Consider the following 16,584-nt stretch of genomic DNA (forward strand, 5'->3'; position numbering starts at 1 on the left):
GATTCCCGCCTGCGCGGGAATGACAGAAACACTTCGACAGGAGGTTCCATGTCCTTGCCTCTGGAAGATCTCGAACACATCAAGCGGCTGAAGTACGCCTACTGCCGCTGCATCGACACCGCCAACCTCGAGGAGCTGAAAGCGCTGTTCACCGAGGACGCCAGCGTGCGCTACCAGGGCGGCAGCTACCTGTTCGAGGCGCAGGGGCGCGACAAGATCCTGGAGGCGATCGGCTACGCCTTCCATTCACAGGCGATCGCCTTCCACCACGTCAACCACCCGGAGATCGACTTCGTCTCGCCGACCGAAGCGACCGGCACCTGGTACCTCAAGGACTGGTTCCTGGACCTTAAGCACAAGGTCATCACCGACGGCTCGGCGCTGTACAAGGACAGCTACGTCAAGCAGAACGGCAGGTGGCTGATCAAGCGCGCCACCTACTCGCGCATCTTCGAGATCGTGACGCCGGTCGCCGAGGCGCCCAACATCACCGCGCACTACCTGGCGCAGCACGGCAAGCCGCCGGTAGGATAGGTTCATGCCCGCCGTGCTGCGGGCCGGGCGCCGCCGCCGCCCCTTCCCTGGGTGAAGCGCATGAGTAACCTCTACCACGGCTGGTGGATCGTGCTGGCGGGCTTCGTCTGCACGCTGCTGGCGATTGGCAGCACGACCTATGCCTTCGGGCTGTTCGTGGTGCCGCTGTCGCAGGAGTTCGGCCTGACGCGGGCCGACATCAACAGTGGTTTCATCTTTCTGCTGCTCGGCTTCGCGCTGTGGGCGCCGCTGGTCGGGCGCCTGCTCGATCACCTGCCGGCGCGCGCGGTGATGAGCACCGGTGCGCTGCTGTTCGCCGGCGGTTTCGCGCTGGTGTCGGCGGCGCAATCGCCCTGGGTCATGGGCCTGGTGATTCTCGGGCCAGTGTCCTTCGGCACCGTGGCCTGCGGCGCGCTGGCGGCCAATGCCATCACCGCGCGCTGGTTCCAGGCCCGGCGCGGGCGCGCCATGGGGCTGCTCGCGGTGTCCACCTCGGTCGGCGGCTTCACCATGCCGCCGCTGATCGCACTGCTGATGGAAAGCTTCGGCTGGCGCCTGGCGCTGCTGGTGCAGGGCCTGCTGGCCGCCGGGTTGATGCTGCTGGTGGTGTGGCTGTTCGTGCGTGACCGCCCTTCCGACCTCGGGCTGGCGCCCGACGGCGGCAGCGAACCGGCGTTGCCGCCCGGCGCCGATGAGCGCCGGCCGGGCGAGCAGGCCTGGACCTTCGGCGCGCTCTTGCGCGCGCCCAATTTCTGGCTGGTGGGCTGCGGCGCCGGCATCCTGCTGGCGGCCGACCAGGCGCTGCTGGCCTCGATGATCCCCTACGGCACGGACGCGGGCCTGAGCCTGCCGCAGGCCTCGCTGCTGATGTCCTGCCTGACCTTCTCCGCGATCCTCGGCAAGCTGGTGATCGGCGCGCTGGCCGATCGGGTCGACAAGCGCCTGCTGTTCTGCGCGGTGGCGGCCTGCAACCTGGCCTTCCTGGTGGTGCTGCTGCTGGAGCCGAACTACGCCGTGCTGCTGCTGGCCTGCAGCATCATCGGCCTGGCCATCGGCGGCACCTACCCGCTGTGGATGACGCTGACCGCCGACTGCTTCGGCGCGCGTTCCTTCGGCACCGTCATGGGCAGCATGAACCTGGTGGTGATGCCGTTCTCAATCGTCTCGATCCGCTTCATCGGCGAGGTCTACGACCACACCGGCAGTTACCGGATCGCCTTCATTGCCTTCATGCTGACGGCGGTGGTGTCGACCCTGCTGGTGCTGGCGGTGCGCCTGCCGCGCAAGGCCTGAGGGGGTTCAGCCCAGCGTGATGACGCTGTTGAGCAGCAGCCGCACCAGCATGGTCTGGCGCGTGACGCCGGTCTTGCAGAAGATCGAGCGCAGATGGGTGCGGGCGGTGTTGCGGCGCACGTTCATCTTCTCCGCCGCCTCGTCGAGGGTATAGCCCTCAGCCAGCAGCAGCGCCAGCTGCGCCTCCATGCGCGTCAGCCCGAACAGCCGCCGCACCAGTTCCTGCGAGGGCTGCGCGGCATTCGACTCCGGGTCGCGCAGGAATATCGCCACCGCCGGCCGGTGCTTGCTTTCCGACCACTGGCCGGGCGGGATGGCCTTGACCAGCACGCCCAGCTTGCTGCGCCCGGACGGCCGGGTGATCGACATGGCCTCCACCAGCCCCGGGGCCTGACTGCCGGCGTCGGCCAACGCCTGCTTGATCATGCGCTGCAGCTCGCGGCTTTCCTGGCTGGAATCCACGCCCAGCGTGTTACCGGACAGCCAGATGCCGTCCTTCTCGGCCAGGATGCGCTTGGCCTCCTGGTTGGTCTCCAGGATGTTGCCGGCCTGGTCGAAGCTGATGATGCCCAGCAGCATGCGGTTGACGGTACCGGCGAACAGCTGGCGCTCGCACTCGAGGAAATCCAGGTGCGCGTGCAGTTGGATCGAGCGCTTGAGATGCGGTAGCAGGAAGCGCACCAGCAGCCGGTCCTCGGCGCCGAAGGGCTTGGCATCGTGGGCGCGCGTCACGCGCAGCCGGCACTCGATGCCCTCTTTGGTGTAGATGTCGGCGCCGAGCAGGTGGCGGATGTCGAGCGGCTTGAGGTACTCGCGGTAGAAGGCGGACTGCAGCCACTCGCGGCCGATCAGTTCCTCGGCGGTGACCACCTCGCCCTCGCGCAGGCGCACGAAGGGGTCGAGCGCGAAGAAGTGCGTCTCGTAGGATTCCACGCCCTGGGCCGTGACCGGGCCGGTGTTGATCATGACGCCGGAGCTGTCGGGCGAGGGCGGGCGCAGCATCAGGGTGACATGGGCCGCCTTGAGCTGGTCGCGCAGCATTTGCAGGGCGGTGGACCAGGGCGGCGATTCCACCGGCCCCTCGTAAATGGCCCCCAGCAGCTGGTCGAGCAGGGCCAGCGGGAAGGCCTTGGCCACGTCGCCGAACGGGGTGACGGCCGTTTTGGCGGCCCGCCCCTTCGCAGCGGTCGTGGCTGGCTTCGCGGACGAAGGCATGCAGCTGTTCTCTCCACCTCGCTGGCGTGTTCGCGGCCTGCGCCAGGCCGGTACACGTCTCATCCCCGCAGTATACGGGAAGTCCTTGAAATGGCGCAGCAAATGCCTGGGCAGGCGAGGGGCGCCTGAGCCGCGTTCGTCCGCTCGGACGATTCTGCCGCGTGCGCCTGCGGCGAAGATGGACCTTAGATTTTCCAGCCCGGGAATCCCATGGTCAGCGAACAAACAATGAAAGACGGCCTGCAGGCCTACATCGACAGCTTCAACCGCGCCGATGCGGCCGGCATCGCCGATCTGTATGCCGACGACGCCACCGTCGAGGACCCGGTCGGCAGCCCGGTCAAGCACGGCAAGCAGGCGATCGCCGAGTTCTACCAGATGGCGGTGCAGACCGGCGCCAAGCTCAAGCTGGCTGCGCCGATCCGCGGCTCGCACGGCAATGCCGCCGCCATGGCCTTCGACGTGGAGCTCAACATGCCGGCCGGGCGCATGGTGATCCGCGTGATCGACGTGATGACCTTCAATGAGGAAGGCAAGTTCACCTCGATGAAGGCTTACTGGGGCCCCGGCGACATGGTGAAAGCTGTGTAGGAGCGACTTTAGTCGCGATCTTCCAATCGGTCGCGGCTAAAGCCGCTCCTACAATCGCCCCCGCCTGCGCGGGAATGGCAAGGGGGAAGTGCTGATGCTCACACCCGAACAGATTTCCGACCGGCTCGAGCTGCAGCAGCTGGTCACCGACTATGCCAATGCCATTGACGCGCGCGAGTTCGAGAAGCTCGACCGCATTTTCACACCCGACGCGCACATCGACTACACCGCCATGGGCGGCATCGCCGGGCCTTACCCCAAAATCCGCGCCTGGTTGCCAGAGGCGCTCAAGCCCTTCCCGGCCTACCTGCACTTCATCGGCAACCTGTCGTTCCAGGTTGACGGTGACGCGGCTACGGGACAGGTGGCCTGCATCAACCCGATCACGCTACCCGTGCTGGGCACGGTGTATATCGCGCTCTGGTACCGCGACCGCTACCGGCGCACGCCGGACGGCTGGCGCATCTGCGAGCGGGTCGAGCACTGCTGCCACATGCCGCGCTGGATGCGGCTGGCGGCGAAGCTGCAGCAGCGGAAGAAACAGGGAAACCCTGATTAATGGCTTTCGTCATTCCGGCGAAAAGCCTGCCCCGGACTCGATCCGGGGCCGGAATCCAGCGACTTTAAAGGCTCTGGACCCCGGCCTTCGCCGGGGTGACGGAATAGATCAGAGCCGCAGCCGGCATCGATCAGACATTATCGAAGGCGTGCTTCAGCTCGGGCTTCTTCTGCAGGCCCTTGTCGATCTCGATCACGCGGCGCTGCTTGAGTTCAGCCGGGATGGCCGCCGCGTCCATATAGAACTGCTCGTACCACTGGCGGTTCTGGTACACCGGGCCGTCGCCGTCGCACAGCAGCGGATTGTCGATGCGCACCTTGTTGTGCCAGATCTCGACGTCCTCGGCAAAGGCCTTGTTGGTCAGCTCCACGTACTGCTTGACCATGGTGTCGCACTGTTCCTGGCTCATGCCGGGGAATTTCTTCACCATCACGCCGAAGCGCAGCTCGAAGCTGTTTTGATCGATGGGCGTGTGCGAATTGAGCAGGATGGATTCGACCGGATAGCCGCCCATCGAGCCGAACATGTGCGTGATCTGGTAGGCCGGGCCATAGTAGCTGGCGATGGTCGTGAGGTACTCCTCGCTGCCGCCCAGCTTGCTGTTCATGCCCACCATGACCTGGGTGGCCTTGTGGCCCTCGAAGATGTCGGCGAAGTACACCACGTTCTCCGAGCCGTGCACGGAGGTGAAGTGCGCCATGTCGGCGATGTTGTCGATCAGCTCGCGGCAGTTGTTCTTGATGGTCCACTTGACCAGCGACCAGTCCGACCATTCGTCGGGTTGGAACACCGGCGCGATGCGCGGAATGGCCTGCGCCGGGTCGGGCGGGTTGCCTTCCGGGTCGTTCCACACGAACAGCATCTTGTTCTCTTCGCACGTCGGCCAGGACTTGACGCGCGCCTTGGGCGGGATGCGCTTGGCGTAGGGGATGTGGTTGCACACGCCGTCGCCGCCCCAGCTCCAGCCGTGGAATTTGCACACCACGGAGTTGCCCTGCACCTTGCCGATGGCGAGGTCCGCGCCCATGTGCGGGCACCAGGCGTCGAGGATGTGCAGCTGCCCGTCCTCGCCCTGGAAGATGACCAGACGGGTGCCGAAGATGTTCAGGCCGTGCGGTTTGCCGTCCTTGTAGTCCTGCGCCAGGCCGAGGCAATGCCAGCCGCGCGCGTAGCGGGTGGGCGGGGCTTCGGCTTCGATCCGATGGATGAGGTTGCCACCGGGGCCGGCGCCGGATTTGGGTTTGATGACGGCAGACATGGCGGAGCTCCACTCTTGGAGGGCGCAGGAGACTGGGGCCAGTTTGAGCACCTGCCCTGCGCCCTACATCACCCGTTTGAGTGAAGCCCCGAACCTCGTCCGGGCGTGTGATACGGTGGCCTGAGAAACGGGGGCGGAAATGCGATCGAGTGTGTTGTTGGCTGCGCTGGCAGCCGCGCTTTTCGTGTGCGGCTGCAAGCCCCTGGGCAGCAGTTCTTCATCGGGCGGCAGCGGCGGGCCGGGAACGGGCCCGGGCACGACGGCGCCGGCCCAGCTGCGCCGCGACGGGCGCTGGCTGGTGGACCCGCAGGGCCGCGTGGTGCTGATCCATGGCGTCAACACGGTGTGGAAGAATCCGCCGTACTACCCGCCGGCGAGCGCGGAGGGTTTTACCGCGGCCGACGCGCAATGGCTGTACGACCACGGCTTCAACGGCGCGCGCATCGGCACGCTGTGGGTGGGGGTGACGCCGCACGCGCCGGGCGAAGTCGACCAGAACTATCTCGCGGCCTGGGACCGCGTCATCCAGCTCATGGCGGCGAAGCAGATCTGGATGCTGTTCGATTTCCACCAGGACATGATGACCCCCGAGTTCCAGGGCGAGGGCTTCCCGGAGTGGGCGGTGCCGCCGCTCAAGGGCCCGGTCAACACGATCCTGCCGCCGCCGATGTTCGGCTTCCCGTTCAACTATTTCACGCCGCAGGTCTCGGAGCTGTACGACAACCTGTGGGCCGAGCGTGGCACGGTGTGGGACGGTTTCCGCGACGCCTGGAAGGCGGTGGCGGCCAAGTGGAAAAACCAGCCCTACCACATGGGCTATGACCTGATGAACGAGCCCTGGGCCGGGCAGGAGTTCCCGGCCTGCATCTTCCTGTACGGCATCGGCTGCCCGTCGAGCGACAGCAACGAGATCCAGCCCTTCTTCGAGCATGCCATCGCCGGCATCCGTGAAATCGACCGGAACAACATCGTATGGATGGAATCGCAGCTGCTGGCCGGTGGCACCGGCTACCCGACCGGCCTCGGTCCGGTCGCGGGCGAGAGCCAGCTCGGCTACTCCTTTCACAACTACTGCCCGCTGAATGCGCTGTTCCAGGCCGCGCAGCTGGGCCTGATCACGGGTTCGCTGCCTGTGGACACCTGCGAGTCGTTCGAGAACAACGTCATGAACCAGGCGCGGACCACGGCCGAGCGCATGGGCGCGGTGGAGCTGATGACCGAGTTCGGCGCCTCCGACGACCTGGCGCTGATCCGGCGCGTGACCGCGGCCGCGGACGCGCATCTGATCGGCTGGCATTACTGGCACTACAAGAACTGGAGCGACCCCACCACGCAGTCGCAGGCCAGCGGCGCACAGGGCATGTTCACCGACGACGCCGACCTGACCACGGTGAAGCTGGACAAGCTCAGGCTGCTCGAGCGCACCTACCCGCAGGCCACGGCGGGTATTCCGCTCGAGCTGTCCTTCAACCCCGACACCGCGGAGTTCAACTACCGCTACACGCCGCGTGCGGCCACGGCGCCGACAGAGATCTATGTACCGGTCGCGCTGCATTATCCGCAGGGCTACACGGTGCAGGTGACCGGCGCGACGGTGCAGTCCGCACCCAATGCCCCGCGCCTGCTGCTGGCCAACAACCCGGGTGCCACGGAAGTCACCGTCAGCGTGACGCGGCCGTGATGCCGGCGCCGTCTTGTGTTTGCCGTCATTCCGGCGAAAGCCGGAATCCCGTGTCTTGGCCCAAGTCACTGGACCCCGGCTTTCGCCGGGGTGACGAACGCAGAGATTGACCGTGCAGGCGCGGTTCGGCTTTCTGCTCGTCTTGCTGCTTGTCGCCTGTTCTGGCGGCGGTAATGACCGAGCGCCCACGCCGCGCTTCGGCGCTGGCGTCGGCGGCAACACCGGCGCCAATGTTGCCAACGCCACGATCAGCGGCCCCGTCACCGGCGGCCTGCGTGGCCATGCGCTGTGGGACAGCTGGTACGACCTGGCCGAGCTGGGTTACGTCGAGGAAGAGTATTTCGTCTCCGGCAACGCACGCACGTATCCGGAGACGCAGCCGGCGCCCTACACCACGCGCATCATCGTGCGCCGCCCGGCCGACGCGGCGCGCTTCAACGGCACGGTGCTGCTCGACTGGGTCAACGTCACCGCACAGTTCGAGAACGCGGTGGACACGCTCGAGGCGCATGAATTCTTCCACCGCGCGGGTTTCGCCTACGTGCACGTCAGCGCGCAGGCGGCCGGGCTGTGCTGCCTGCCCGGACTCACGCCGCAAACCTGGGATCCCGTGCGCTACGCGGAACTCTCGCACCCGGGCGACGATTATTCCTTCGACATCGTTTCGCAGGTCGCCAAGGCGCTGAAGTTCCCGCGAGGCACCGATGCCATGGGCGGACTGCGCGTGCAGAAAGTGCTGGCCATGGGCCAGTCGCAGTCGGCCAACCGCTTGTCGGCCTATGTGCGCCAGGTGCAGCCGCATGCGCGTGTCATCGACGGCTTCCTGATCCACTCCAGTACCGGCGGCGATGCCGACAAGACCTTCGATGCGCCGCCGCAGGTGCCGGTGCTGCACCTCTTGAGCGACTGGGAGGCCACGCCGGGCGAGCCGAACGTCACGCAGAATTACCGGCTGTGGGAGGTCGCCGGCGCGGCGCACCAGGATTTCTGGGTGGGCTACCACCAGGAGGTGGGCGCCGCTCCGCGTGTGTTGCTGAGTGCGCCGCGGCAGCCGGCCTCCGCGGACGCGGACTTGCATGCCACCGCCGGCAATTACGGCGAGCAATACCACCCGCTGCTCGGCGCCTGCATCCTGGCCGGCGCGGCCTTCCCGATGCGCTACGCGGTGGCGGCGGCGATCCATCACCTCGACCGCTGGGTGAAGACCGGCGCCTTGCCGCCGGCCGGCCCGCGCTACCAGTTCGATGGTGCGGGGCAGCTGGCGCGCGATGCCGACTTCAACGCGCTCGGCGGCATCCGGCTGCCGCCGATCGAGGTGCCGGTGGCCCGCTACCGTTCGACCGACTGCGAGCTGGGCGGGATTACCATCCCGTTCACCGAGCTGGAGCTGCAGCAGCGCTATCCGACGCATGCCGATTACGTCTGCCGGCTGCGCGAAGCCGCGCTGCGCTCAATGGCCGAGGGCTTCCTGCTGCGTGCGGATGCCGAGGCGCTGATGGCGCGGGCTGAAGCGGCGCGCAACCGCTGGCTGGATGCCGGCGTGCGCGGCTGTCCTGCGGGTCTTTGATTCATCCGCTGCCGCTGGCTGTGAGAGAGGGGATTGCTTTTAGCCCCCAACCCTTCGATGGGGGAGGGCTGGGGTGGGGGTGTATGTCTTGTAGTCATTTCGGACGAAGCCACAGACCCCCGTTTCCGTGAATAGTCAAGCCATTCGAATCCCGAGGAGTTTCCCCGTGCCTAGCCAAGCCCAGAAAGCCGCCACCCTGGTGACCCCGGAAGCCCTGGTCCAGCGCGCCCGCGAGATGGTGCCGGTGCTCAAGGCTCGCGCCGCACAGTGCGAGCAGGACCGCTGCGTGCCGAAAGAAACCGTGGCCGACATGCAGGCCGCCGGCTTCTTCGAAATCCTCAAGCCCAAGCTCTACGGCGGCTATGAGATGGACCCGCAGGTGTTCTACGACGTCTGCATGACGCTGGCCGAGGGCTGCATGTCCACCGCCTGGATCTACGGCGTGATCGGCGTGCACAACTGGCAGATCGCGCTGTTCGACCCCAGGGCCGCGGCCGATGTCTGGGGCAAGGACAAGTCGGTGCTCATCGCCTCGACCTACATGCCCAAGGGCCAGGTCAAGCCGGTCGAGGGCGGCTTCCGCTTCAGCGGGCGCTGGGCCTTCTCCAGCGGCATCGACCATTGCGACTGGGTGTTCCTCGGCGGGCTGATCTTCAACGAAGGCCAGCCGCCGGAGTACCGCACCTTCCTGGTCCCGCGTTCGGACTTCGAGGTGCTCGACACCTGGCACGTGATGGGCCTGAAGGGCACCGGCTCCAAGGACATCGTGGTCAAGGACGCCTTCGTGCCGGAGTACCGCACGCACAAGGCCGCCGACGGCTTCATGGGGACCAACCCCGGCCGCGACACTTTCACCAGTGACCTGTACAAGCTGCCCTTCGGCCAGATCTTCGTGCGCGCGGTGTCGTCCGCGGCAATCGGCGGCCTGCAGGGTGCGCTCGACACCTTCCTGGAATTCGCGAAAGTGCGCGTCGGCGACATGGGCAACAAGACCGCCGACCAGGCACCGGCGCAGCTGGCAGCCTCGGAGACCGCAGTGGCCATCGACGAAATGAAGCTGGTGCTGAACCGCAACTTCGATGTGCTGATGACCAAGATCCGCAACAAGCAGCCGCTGGACGACATCAGGCAGCGCCTGCACTTCCGCCACCAGGCCGCGCAGGTGGTGGAACGCTGTGCGCGCCATGCCTACCAGCTGTTCTCGGCCTGCGGCGGGCGCGGCATCTTCACCGACTTCCCGCTGTACCGCTACATGCTGGACATCTACGCCGCGCGCGGCCACTACGCCAATAACCCGGAGCAGTTCGGGCGCAACTACGGCGGCGTGCTGCTGGGTAAGGACAACACGGATTTCTTCATCTAAAGGCTGCGGCCATAGTAGGAGCGGCTTCAGCCGCGACTGCCACGACGGGACCATGAATCGCGGCTAAAGCCGCTCCTACAGGCATCAACGAGTTGTGAACCGCATGAGTAATACCTGGGACCAGCAATTCGATGTGATCGTGGTCGGCTCCGGCGCCGGCGGCATGACCGCCGCGCTGTGCGCGCAGGCGCAAGGGCTGTCGGCGGTGGTGCTGGAGAAATCCGACAAGTACGGCGGCACCAGTGCGGTATCCGGCGGCGGCATCTGGATCCCCTGCAACGACCAGATGGCGGCGGTCGGCGTGCCCGATAGCTACGAGGAGGCGCTCGCCTATATGCAGCGCCTCACCGGCGGCGAGGTGCCGCTGGCGCGCATCGAGGCCTACCTCAAGAATGCGCCGGAGATGGTGCGTTACCTGGCGCGGACCTTCGGCGTGCAGTTCCGCCCGGTGGCGAAATACCCGGATTACTTCCCCAGCCTGCCGGGCGGCAAGCCGGGCGCCCGCACCATGGAGCCGCTGGAGTTCGACGCCGCCAAGCTGGGCGAGGAGTTCGAGCGCCAGCGCCCGCCGTACCCGGGCACGCAGGTACTGGGCCGGCTGAGCATGAACCAGGTCGAGGCGCACACGCTGTTCTCGCGCGGCTCGGGCTGGGTCTGGCTGATGATCAGGATGATGCTGCGCTACTGGCTGGACCTGCCCTGGCGCCGCAAGACCGCGCGCGACCGGCGGCTCACGCTCGGCCAGGCGCTGGTGGCGCAGCTGCGCTACGCGCTGCTGCAGCGCAACGTGCCGGTGGTGCTGGAGACCGCGCTCGAGTCGCTGGTCGAGGAGGGCGGGCGCGTCACGGGCGTGGTGGTGAAGCAGAAGGGCCAGACGCGCCGCTTTGGCGCGCGCCGCGGCGTGATCCTGGCCACCGGCGGCTTCGAGTCCAACCAGGCGATGCGCGAGCAGTACCTGCCCAAGCCCACCCAGGCCGAATGGACGGCGGCGCCGGGCCAGAACACCGGCGAGGGCATCCGCGCCGGCCAGGCGCTGGGCGCCAAGCTCGGCTTCATGAACCTGACCTGGGGCACGCCGACCATCGTCACGCCGGGCGGCGCACCGGCCGCGGGTATTTTTGTGGAGCGCTCGTTGCCGGGCTGCGTGGTGGTCAACGGCCGCGGGCAGCGCTTCGTCAACGAGGCCGCGCCCTACACCGAGTTCGTCTACGCCATGTACGCGGACCACGCCAGGACCGGCGCCAGCGTGCCCTGCTGGATGGTGTTCGACGCGCGCTTCCGCAAGCAATACCCGGTAGGCCCGCTGCTGCCGGCCAGCTTCGTGCCGGAGAGCAAGCTGCCGCGCGAATGGCAGGACCGCGTGTACTGGAAGGCCGACACGTTGGAGGCGCTGGCCGCCAAGATCGGCGTGCCGGCCGAAGGGCTGAAGCAGAGCGTCGCCGACATCAACCGCTTCGCCGCCAGCGGCGTGGACGAGCAGTTCGGCAAGGGCAGCGACGATTTCCAGCGCTACTACGCCGATCCCAGGATCAAGCCCAATCCCTGCCTCGCGCCGATCGTGCAGGCGCCGTTCTATGCCGTGCGCCTGGATGCCGGCGAGATCGGCACCAAGGGCGGGCTGGTCACCGACGAGCACGCGCGCGTGCTGCGCGAGGATGGCAGCCCGATCGCCGGCCTGTATGCCACCGGCAACTGCTCGGCCGCCGTGATGGGCCGCACCTACGCCGGCCCGGGCGCGACGCTGGGCCCGGCCATGACCTTCGGCTATCTCGCCGCGCGCGACATTGCCGCGGCCGCTCAGCAGCAACCCGCCGCCAAAGCCGCCGCCGCTTAGAGCTATATCCCCCCTCCCCTTTGTGGGAGGGGGTAGGGGGAGGGGGTTCGATCTCACCCCCACCCCAGCCCTCCCCCGTCGAGGGGTAGGGTGTAAGTAGTTGCCCGCTCAGGCCTTGCGGCAGCGCGCGATCACGCCGTCGATGTCACGCTGGAGCATGTCGCGCCGTACGAAGTGCGCGCCCGGCAGCTCGTGCCACTCGTGCGGAATGCCGTTGGCCGCCAGCAGGCCGCGGAACTCGCGCTGGCCGTTGCGCACGAAGTTCTCGTTGATGTCCTGGTCCAGCCCGCAGACCATGAAGATGCGCTTGTTGTAGTAGCTCGGCAGGCGCTCGACCGGGTTGTCCGCACTCACGCGGCCCTGGTCCCAGAATGGCGAGCCATACACCGTGCCGCCGCTCAGCTCGGCCCAGCGCGAGCTCTCGTTGGCCCAGTGCACCACCGCGCCGCCATCGCGGCGCAGGCTCACCGGACCGGAGTGCGAGCTGACCGAGCAGAAGTGGCCGTAGTACTTGGCCGCGTATTTGAATGCGCCGAAGCCGCCCATCGAGAAGCCCGATACCGCACGACCGTCGTACTCGGCAAAGGTGCGGAAGTTGGCGTCGATCCAGGGAATCAGCTGGTTGATGTGGAAGGCCTCCCAGTTCTTGGGGCCAGCGAAGGAATTGACCGGGTTGCTGTACCAGCCGGCGGTGCCGCCGTCAGGCATTACCACGATCAGCGCGCGCCCGCGCGTGAGGCCGATGATGTCGTCCTCCAGGTGGAATTTGCGGAAGTCCTGCGCGCCGCCGTGCAGCAGGTACAGCACCGGGTAGCGGCGCCAGGTGGCGTGGAAGTAGTCCTCGGGGAGCAGCACGTTGACCGCCGGCTGCCACGCGATCTGGCTGGTCGAGAACCGGTAATAGAGCAGCCGGTCGGAAGCGCCGTGCTCCGTGATCGTCAGGCCAAAACCGTTCGACGCAGCCTGCGCGCTGCGCGGCATCGAGAGGCCCAGAGTCCCAAAGGCACCCAGCGCGGCCGCGCCGCCCACGGCCTTGAGCACGCTGCGGCGGCTCAGTTGGTGATCGTTGCGCATGGCAATTCCCCCTCCGGCTGACGGGCATCAGGCCCATTTCTGCTGCTTCCGATGCTAGCCCCGGCGGTCGAATCGGGGGGTCTCTTGGGCGGCCACGGCCAGTGCCATTTCGGGACAGGTGAGTGGTGCGGGTTGGGCCTGCAGGGGTCGTGAGGAGATCAAAAATGGCCGCGACCCGGGCCGACGGCTGCCCGCTTTGCAAATATATAAATATTTGTATAATGGCCCAATGAAGCCGCTCTTCTTCGTGGGCGCCAGCCGCGACGATTTACGTGCGTTCCCGACCGAAGCCCGGCGCGCGATGGGCTTCGATCTTTTTGCTGTTCAGCACGGGCTTGACCCGCGCGACTGGAAGCCGATGAAGACGGTAGGGCCCGGTGTCCGGGAGATTCGGGTACGAGTGGGTGGAGCGTTCCGGGTCATATACCTGGCGCAGCGTCCGGAGGCGGTGTACGTACTTCACGCCTTTGAGAAGAAGAGTGCGAAAACATCGCGACAGGACATTGAACTGGCAAGGAACCGCCTCAAACAGATTGGAGGCTAGACCATGGCCAAGAAGATCATCATCCGCAGCAAAGGTAACGTATTCGAGGATCTGGGGTTCGACCCTGCGGAGGCGGCGGTGATGGAAATGCGCGCCCGGCTGATGGCCGAGCTTCGCCTGCGCATCAAGGGCAAGGGTTGGACCCAGAAGCAGGCTGCGGAGCGGCTAGGGATTACTCAGCCGCGCGTTTCAGCACTGATCAAGGGCAAGTACGAGCAGTTCAGTCTCGATATGCTTCTTCAGCTTGCACTGAAGGCGGGGCTGCACCCCGAAGTCAGACTGGCGGCATGAAAGGTGCTAGGGAAGCTCGGATTAATTCGGAGCCCCGGCGAAAGCCGGGGTCCAGAGCCTTGAAAGTCGCTGGATTCCGGCTTGCGCCGGAAGGACGAAGGAATTGATCAGAAGTTCCCTTGAGCGGCAGCACGACTGTCCCGAAGGGGTATACCCGGAAAAGGCGGGCTGCGGCCAGCTCCTGCCGTTCAAAGCCGAAGCTTAAATCACGAGAAAGGCGACACTCAGGCTCGTCTTCAATGTCGGCTTTTGGGTATGGCAACGCAGCATCCTGTCGGCGATTAGTGTGTTACAATGTGCGCACACTCCGAGAGATTGAAGACATGGGCGCCACAGCGACCAGCAATATCAATATCCGGCTGCCGAAGCAGACTCGAGCGTTGATCGACAAGGCTGCCAAGGCGCTAGGGCGTAACCGGTCCGAGTTTGTCCTGGATGTTGCCAGAGAACGCGCCATTGAGGTCCTCCTTGATCGCGCGCAGTTTGAGTTGACTGCGAACGAGCACAGACGCTTTATGGAGATACTTGACCGCCCCCTGCCCAAGGAGTCAGCCGCAGCGCTCAAGCGCCTGCTTGATCGCAAGGCACCATGGGAGACGTGACCTACCGACCGCCCGTTCCCTTGGCGGATACGCACCGGTTGGAAGAGTTCTCCTGCACTGAAGTTTCGCTGGAGTTGTGGCTGAAGCGCAGCGCCCGTAAAAACCACCTCAGCGGTGCCTCACGGGTATTCGTTGTGGCCGAATCAGATGGGGCGGTCGTGGGCTACTACGCACTGGCGGCGGGCTCGGTTGCGCGCGCGTTGGTTCCCGGTCGCGTGCGTCGGAATATGCCAGAGCCGATCCCTGTTGCCATTCTTGGCAGGCTTGCGGTGCACGCGGCTCATACGGGACGTGGCTTGGGCCATGGTTTGCTGAAGGACGCCATCTCCAGAACGCAACGGGCGGCCGTGGACTTGGGCATCCGCGCATTACTGTGCCACGCGGTGGACCAGCATGCGCGAGCTTTTTATCTGCACCACGGTTTCATTGTCTCGCCGATGGAACCGCTGACAGTGGTCTTACCGTTGGGATGAGCGCAAGATCGTGAATGTCGGCATTGGACGCCCTGTGCGACGGTAAATTGCGGCCAGAATTTGCCGTTCAATACCGACGCCTAAATTGCTCGTAAGCAGACGCTCAGCGGGCATTTGAACGTCAAGTTGGGGGTGCTTAAATTCCCGGTGCAGACTGGGTTTCCATTTGTTACGTACGGAGGCAGTCATGGAAACCGAGTGGATTGTTGAGCCATCACAGGCGCACGGTACCCTACTCACCGGCAGCTTTCGAAAAATTGGAAGTGAGTGCGGTGGCTGTCTCGCCAGGAACCGGCGCTATTCCGGATCCGGGATGTCCAGCGGCTTGATGGACTCGAGGGTGTCCCAGATGCCCAGCGCCCACTTGTAAGCAGCAAACGTTGAGTGACTTGTATCCGTCGGTGGCCACCAGCCAGGCGCGTTGAACTGGAAGCCATTGGCGTCGACTTCCCAGATCTGTGTGGCGACTGCGGTTCCCATTTCCAGGCCCATGCGGATGAGCTCTTCGTCATCGAATCGGCGACCGGACTGAATGTACGTGCCTGCCGCAACGAAGTTGGAACCGGTCCAGACGGCGTCGGCTTCCCATACGGGCAATGACCTGCATGCTTCAGTTTGATGACAGGCGTTGCTGTAAAAGGGGTTGAGGTCCCTCGGTATTGGATAGATGCCGATGGCCTGACCGAGGTAAGCGATGTTCGGCGCGCCGAGCAGGCGGCCGGCATGGTCGCGGTACACCATGAACTTCCCATAGGCGAGCTTGAGATGCTCCCGGTAGCGATTGGGGTCAACCAGATCGGGAAGTCCCAGACGCTCGGCCAGGTGCTGGCCGTAGAAGCTGTCCAGGAAAAGCGCTCCGTTCATAGGGCTGATGCCGTCGGTAAAGCGGTAGTAGCCACCCACGGGGCCCGGAACCCAGAAGACGCTCTCGAACTGCTCGCGCGCCAGCCTGAACTCCTCTTCGTACGCATCAATTTCAGCTTGCGGGCGGTCAAGACGCCGGGCCGCGTCTTTCATGACGGCGAGCGCCAGCAGGTAAAGCCCGCTGTTGTAGATGCCATGCCCGTTAGGCGGGATCGCATCGTAGCCGCTGGAAAACAGGATCGAGTCGGTCGGCAGGTGATCACCGGCGCGGATATCCCATTTCTGGATCGCTTTTAGCTGCTTCTCCATCGTCGGGTAGACCCACCGCAGGAACTCCTCGTCCCCGGTGCGCCGGTAGTACGAGTAGTTGCGATAGATGGTCTTGCCGAGGTTGTCGCGGTAGCCACGGCCCGTGATCTTTGCCGCCGGCTCGAGCTCGTGATTCCCGTCAACGGCGACGAGTGTGTCCCAGGTGATGAACGGCGAGTAGAGCGTAATGTCCGTGATGTTCTTGTACGGGTCGCCTTCGGCGAAATACATCACCTGCTCGGCGCGGGCACGGTTGATCGCAAGATCGAGACTGGGGAACAGGCGCTGGTATGCGTCGTAGCCAAACATGTCGACGTCTGTCTGCAGATTCGGCGCGCCGCCGCCGCCACCATCGATGTTGGCGTACAAGCGCTCACCAGGAAACAGGGTGCCGATGCGCTTCGGCCCGGTCGACTTGACTTCGTTATTCACGAGGCCGCCTTCCCAGAAGGAATTGTTGAAGACAAGCTGGTAGAGCTCGTTGAGGGCCCCCATGCGCAGTGGCTTGGGGTAGGCGGGCTCGTTGGCGATC

General features: G+C 65.5%; 16 protein-coding genes. 12 read left to right on the plus strand and 4 right to left on the minus strand.

Going from position 1 to position 16,584, the window contains the following annotated elements:
* Positions 1–48: 48 nt before the first annotated feature.
* Positions 49–534 carry a nuclear transport factor 2 family protein gene (locus VNJ47_05320; protein ID HXG28253.1) on the plus strand — a complete coding sequence of 162 codons (486 nt, stop codon included), beginning with the start codon at positions 49–51 and terminating at the stop codon, positions 532–534.
* A 60-nt stretch (positions 535–594) separates the two neighbouring features.
* Positions 595–1,827, plus strand: a complete 1,233-nt coding sequence (locus VNJ47_05325; GenBank protein HXG28254.1) for an MFS transporter — start codon at positions 595–597, stop codon at positions 1,825–1,827.
* A 6-nt stretch (positions 1,828–1,833) separates the two neighbouring features.
* Here VNJ47_05325 and VNJ47_05330 read toward each other — a convergent pair whose 3' ends face one another.
* A complete protein-coding gene (locus tag VNJ47_05330; GenBank protein ID HXG28255.1) occupies positions 1,834–3,042 on the minus strand; it encodes a helix-turn-helix transcriptional regulator in 1,209 nt (402 codons plus the stop codon).
* 228 nt (positions 3,043–3,270) lie between these two features.
* Between VNJ47_05330 and VNJ47_05335 the strand changes: the two genes are divergently transcribed.
* Together VNJ47_05335 and VNJ47_05340 are read left to right on the plus strand one after the other, a co-directional pair.
* Positions 3,271–3,633, plus strand: a complete 363-nt coding sequence (locus VNJ47_05335; GenBank protein HXG28256.1) for a steroid Delta-isomerase — start codon at positions 3,271–3,273, stop codon at positions 3,631–3,633.
* Positions 3,634–3,727: 94 nt separating this feature from the next.
* On the plus strand, positions 3,728–4,192 hold the full coding sequence (locus VNJ47_05340) for a nuclear transport factor 2 family protein (protein ID HXG28257.1): 465 nt from the start codon (positions 3,728–3,730) through the stop codon (positions 4,190–4,192).
* 130 nt (positions 4,193–4,322) lie between these two features.
* Here the strand turns inward: VNJ47_05340 and VNJ47_05345 are convergent, their stop codons facing one another.
* A complete protein-coding gene (locus VNJ47_05345) occupies positions 4,323–5,450 on the minus strand; it encodes a Rieske 2Fe-2S domain-containing protein (protein HXG28258.1) in 1,128 nt (375 codons plus the stop codon).
* Positions 5,451–5,589: 139 nt separating this feature from the next.
* On the opposite strand from VNJ47_05345, the gene VNJ47_05350 reads away from it, so the two are divergent.
* The 4 genes from VNJ47_05350 to VNJ47_05365 all read left to right on the plus strand — a co-directional run bounded on the left by VNJ47_05350 (position 5,590) and on the right by VNJ47_05365 (position 11,895).
* Complete coding sequence (locus VNJ47_05350; protein ID HXG28259.1) at positions 5,590–7,131, plus strand: cellulase family glycosylhydrolase; 1,542 nt, start codon at positions 5,590–5,592, stop codon at positions 7,129–7,131.
* A gap of 112 nt (positions 7,132–7,243) precedes the next feature.
* Positions 7,244–8,698, plus strand: a complete 1,455-nt coding sequence (locus VNJ47_05355; GenBank protein HXG28260.1) for an alpha/beta hydrolase domain-containing protein — start codon at positions 7,244–7,246, stop codon at positions 8,696–8,698.
* Between the two features lie 166 nt (positions 8,699–8,864).
* Positions 8,865–10,061 (plus strand): flavin-dependent monooxygenase, encoded by a 1,197-nt coding sequence (locus VNJ47_05360; protein ID HXG28261.1) that lies wholly within the window; start codon positions 8,865–8,867, stop codon positions 10,059–10,061.
* Positions 10,062–10,164: 103 nt separating this feature from the next.
* Positions 10,165–11,895, plus strand: a complete 1,731-nt coding sequence (locus VNJ47_05365; GenBank protein HXG28262.1) for an FAD-dependent oxidoreductase — start codon at positions 10,165–10,167, stop codon at positions 11,893–11,895.
* A 108-nt stretch (positions 11,896–12,003) separates the two neighbouring features.
* On the opposite strand, the gene VNJ47_05370 is transcribed toward VNJ47_05365, so the two are convergent.
* A complete protein-coding gene (locus VNJ47_05370) occupies positions 12,004–12,969 on the minus strand; it encodes an alpha/beta hydrolase family protein (protein ID HXG28263.1) in 966 nt (321 codons plus the stop codon).
* Between the two features lie 229 nt (positions 12,970–13,198).
* Between VNJ47_05370 and VNJ47_05375 the strand changes: the two genes are divergently transcribed.
* From VNJ47_05375 to VNJ47_05390, 4 genes are all read left to right on the plus strand, one after another.
* Positions 13,199–13,513, plus strand: a complete 315-nt coding sequence (locus VNJ47_05375; protein ID HXG28264.1) for a type II toxin-antitoxin system RelE/ParE family toxin — start codon at positions 13,199–13,201, stop codon at positions 13,511–13,513.
* A gap of 3 nt (positions 13,514–13,516) precedes the next feature.
* On the plus strand, positions 13,517–13,804 hold the full coding sequence (locus VNJ47_05380) for a helix-turn-helix transcriptional regulator (GenBank protein HXG28265.1): 288 nt from the start codon (positions 13,517–13,519) through the stop codon (positions 13,802–13,804).
* Between the two features lie 323 nt (positions 13,805–14,127).
* Entirely contained in the window at positions 14,128–14,406 is a 279-nt protein-coding gene (locus tag VNJ47_05385; protein HXG28266.1) for a DUF1778 domain-containing protein, read from the plus strand.
* 38 nt (positions 14,407–14,444) lie between these two features.
* Positions 14,445–14,879, plus strand: a complete 435-nt coding sequence (locus tag VNJ47_05390) for a GNAT family N-acetyltransferase (GenBank protein HXG28267.1) — start codon at positions 14,445–14,447, stop codon at positions 14,877–14,879.
* Positions 14,880–15,176: 297 nt separating this feature from the next.
* Here the strand turns inward: VNJ47_05390 and VNJ47_05395 are convergent.
* Positions 15,177–16,584, minus strand: a 1,408-nt coding sequence (locus VNJ47_05395; GenBank protein ID HXG28268.1) for a GH116 family glycosyl hydrolase, incomplete at its 5' end; no start/stop codon positions are given.

The sequence above is a fragment of the Nevskiales bacterium genome, assembly GCA_035574475.1.
Taxonomy (GTDB): Bacteria; Pseudomonadota; Gammaproteobacteria; order Nevskiales; family DATLYR01; genus DATLYR01.

Coding starts and splice junctions, on each gene's coding strand:
- VNJ47_05320 (HXG28253.1), top strand. CDS start 49: ATGTCCTTGCCTCTGGAAGATCTCGAACACATCAAGCGGCTGAAGTAC.
- VNJ47_05325 (HXG28254.1), top strand. CDS start 595: ATGAGTAACCTCTACCACGGCTGGTGGATCGTGCTGGCGGGCTTCGTC.
- VNJ47_05330 (HXG28255.1), bottom strand. CDS start 3,042: ATGCCTTCGTCCGCGAAGCCAGCCACGACCGCTGCGAAGGGGCGGGCC.
- VNJ47_05335 (HXG28256.1), top strand. CDS start 3,271: ATGAAAGACGGCCTGCAGGCCTACATCGACAGCTTCAACCGCGCCGAT.
- VNJ47_05340 (HXG28257.1), top strand. CDS start 3,728: ATGCTCACACCCGAACAGATTTCCGACCGGCTCGAGCTGCAGCAGCTG.
- VNJ47_05345 (HXG28258.1), bottom strand. CDS start 5,450: ATGTCTGCCGTCATCAAACCCAAATCCGGCGCCGGCCCCGGTGGCAAC.
- VNJ47_05350 (HXG28259.1), top strand. CDS start 5,590: ATGCGATCGAGTGTGTTGTTGGCTGCGCTGGCAGCCGCGCTTTTCGTG.
- VNJ47_05365 (HXG28262.1), top strand. CDS start 10,165: ATGAGTAATACCTGGGACCAGCAATTCGATGTGATCGTGGTCGGCTCC.
- VNJ47_05370 (HXG28263.1), bottom strand. CDS start 12,969: ATGCGCAACGATCACCAACTGAGCCGCCGCAGCGTGCTCAAGGCCGTG.
- VNJ47_05375 (HXG28264.1), top strand. CDS start 13,199: ATGAAGCCGCTCTTCTTCGTGGGCGCCAGCCGCGACGATTTACGTGCG.
- VNJ47_05380 (HXG28265.1), top strand. CDS start 13,517: ATGGCCAAGAAGATCATCATCCGCAGCAAAGGTAACGTATTCGAGGAT.
- VNJ47_05385 (HXG28266.1), top strand. CDS start 14,128: ATGGGCGCCACAGCGACCAGCAATATCAATATCCGGCTGCCGAAGCAG.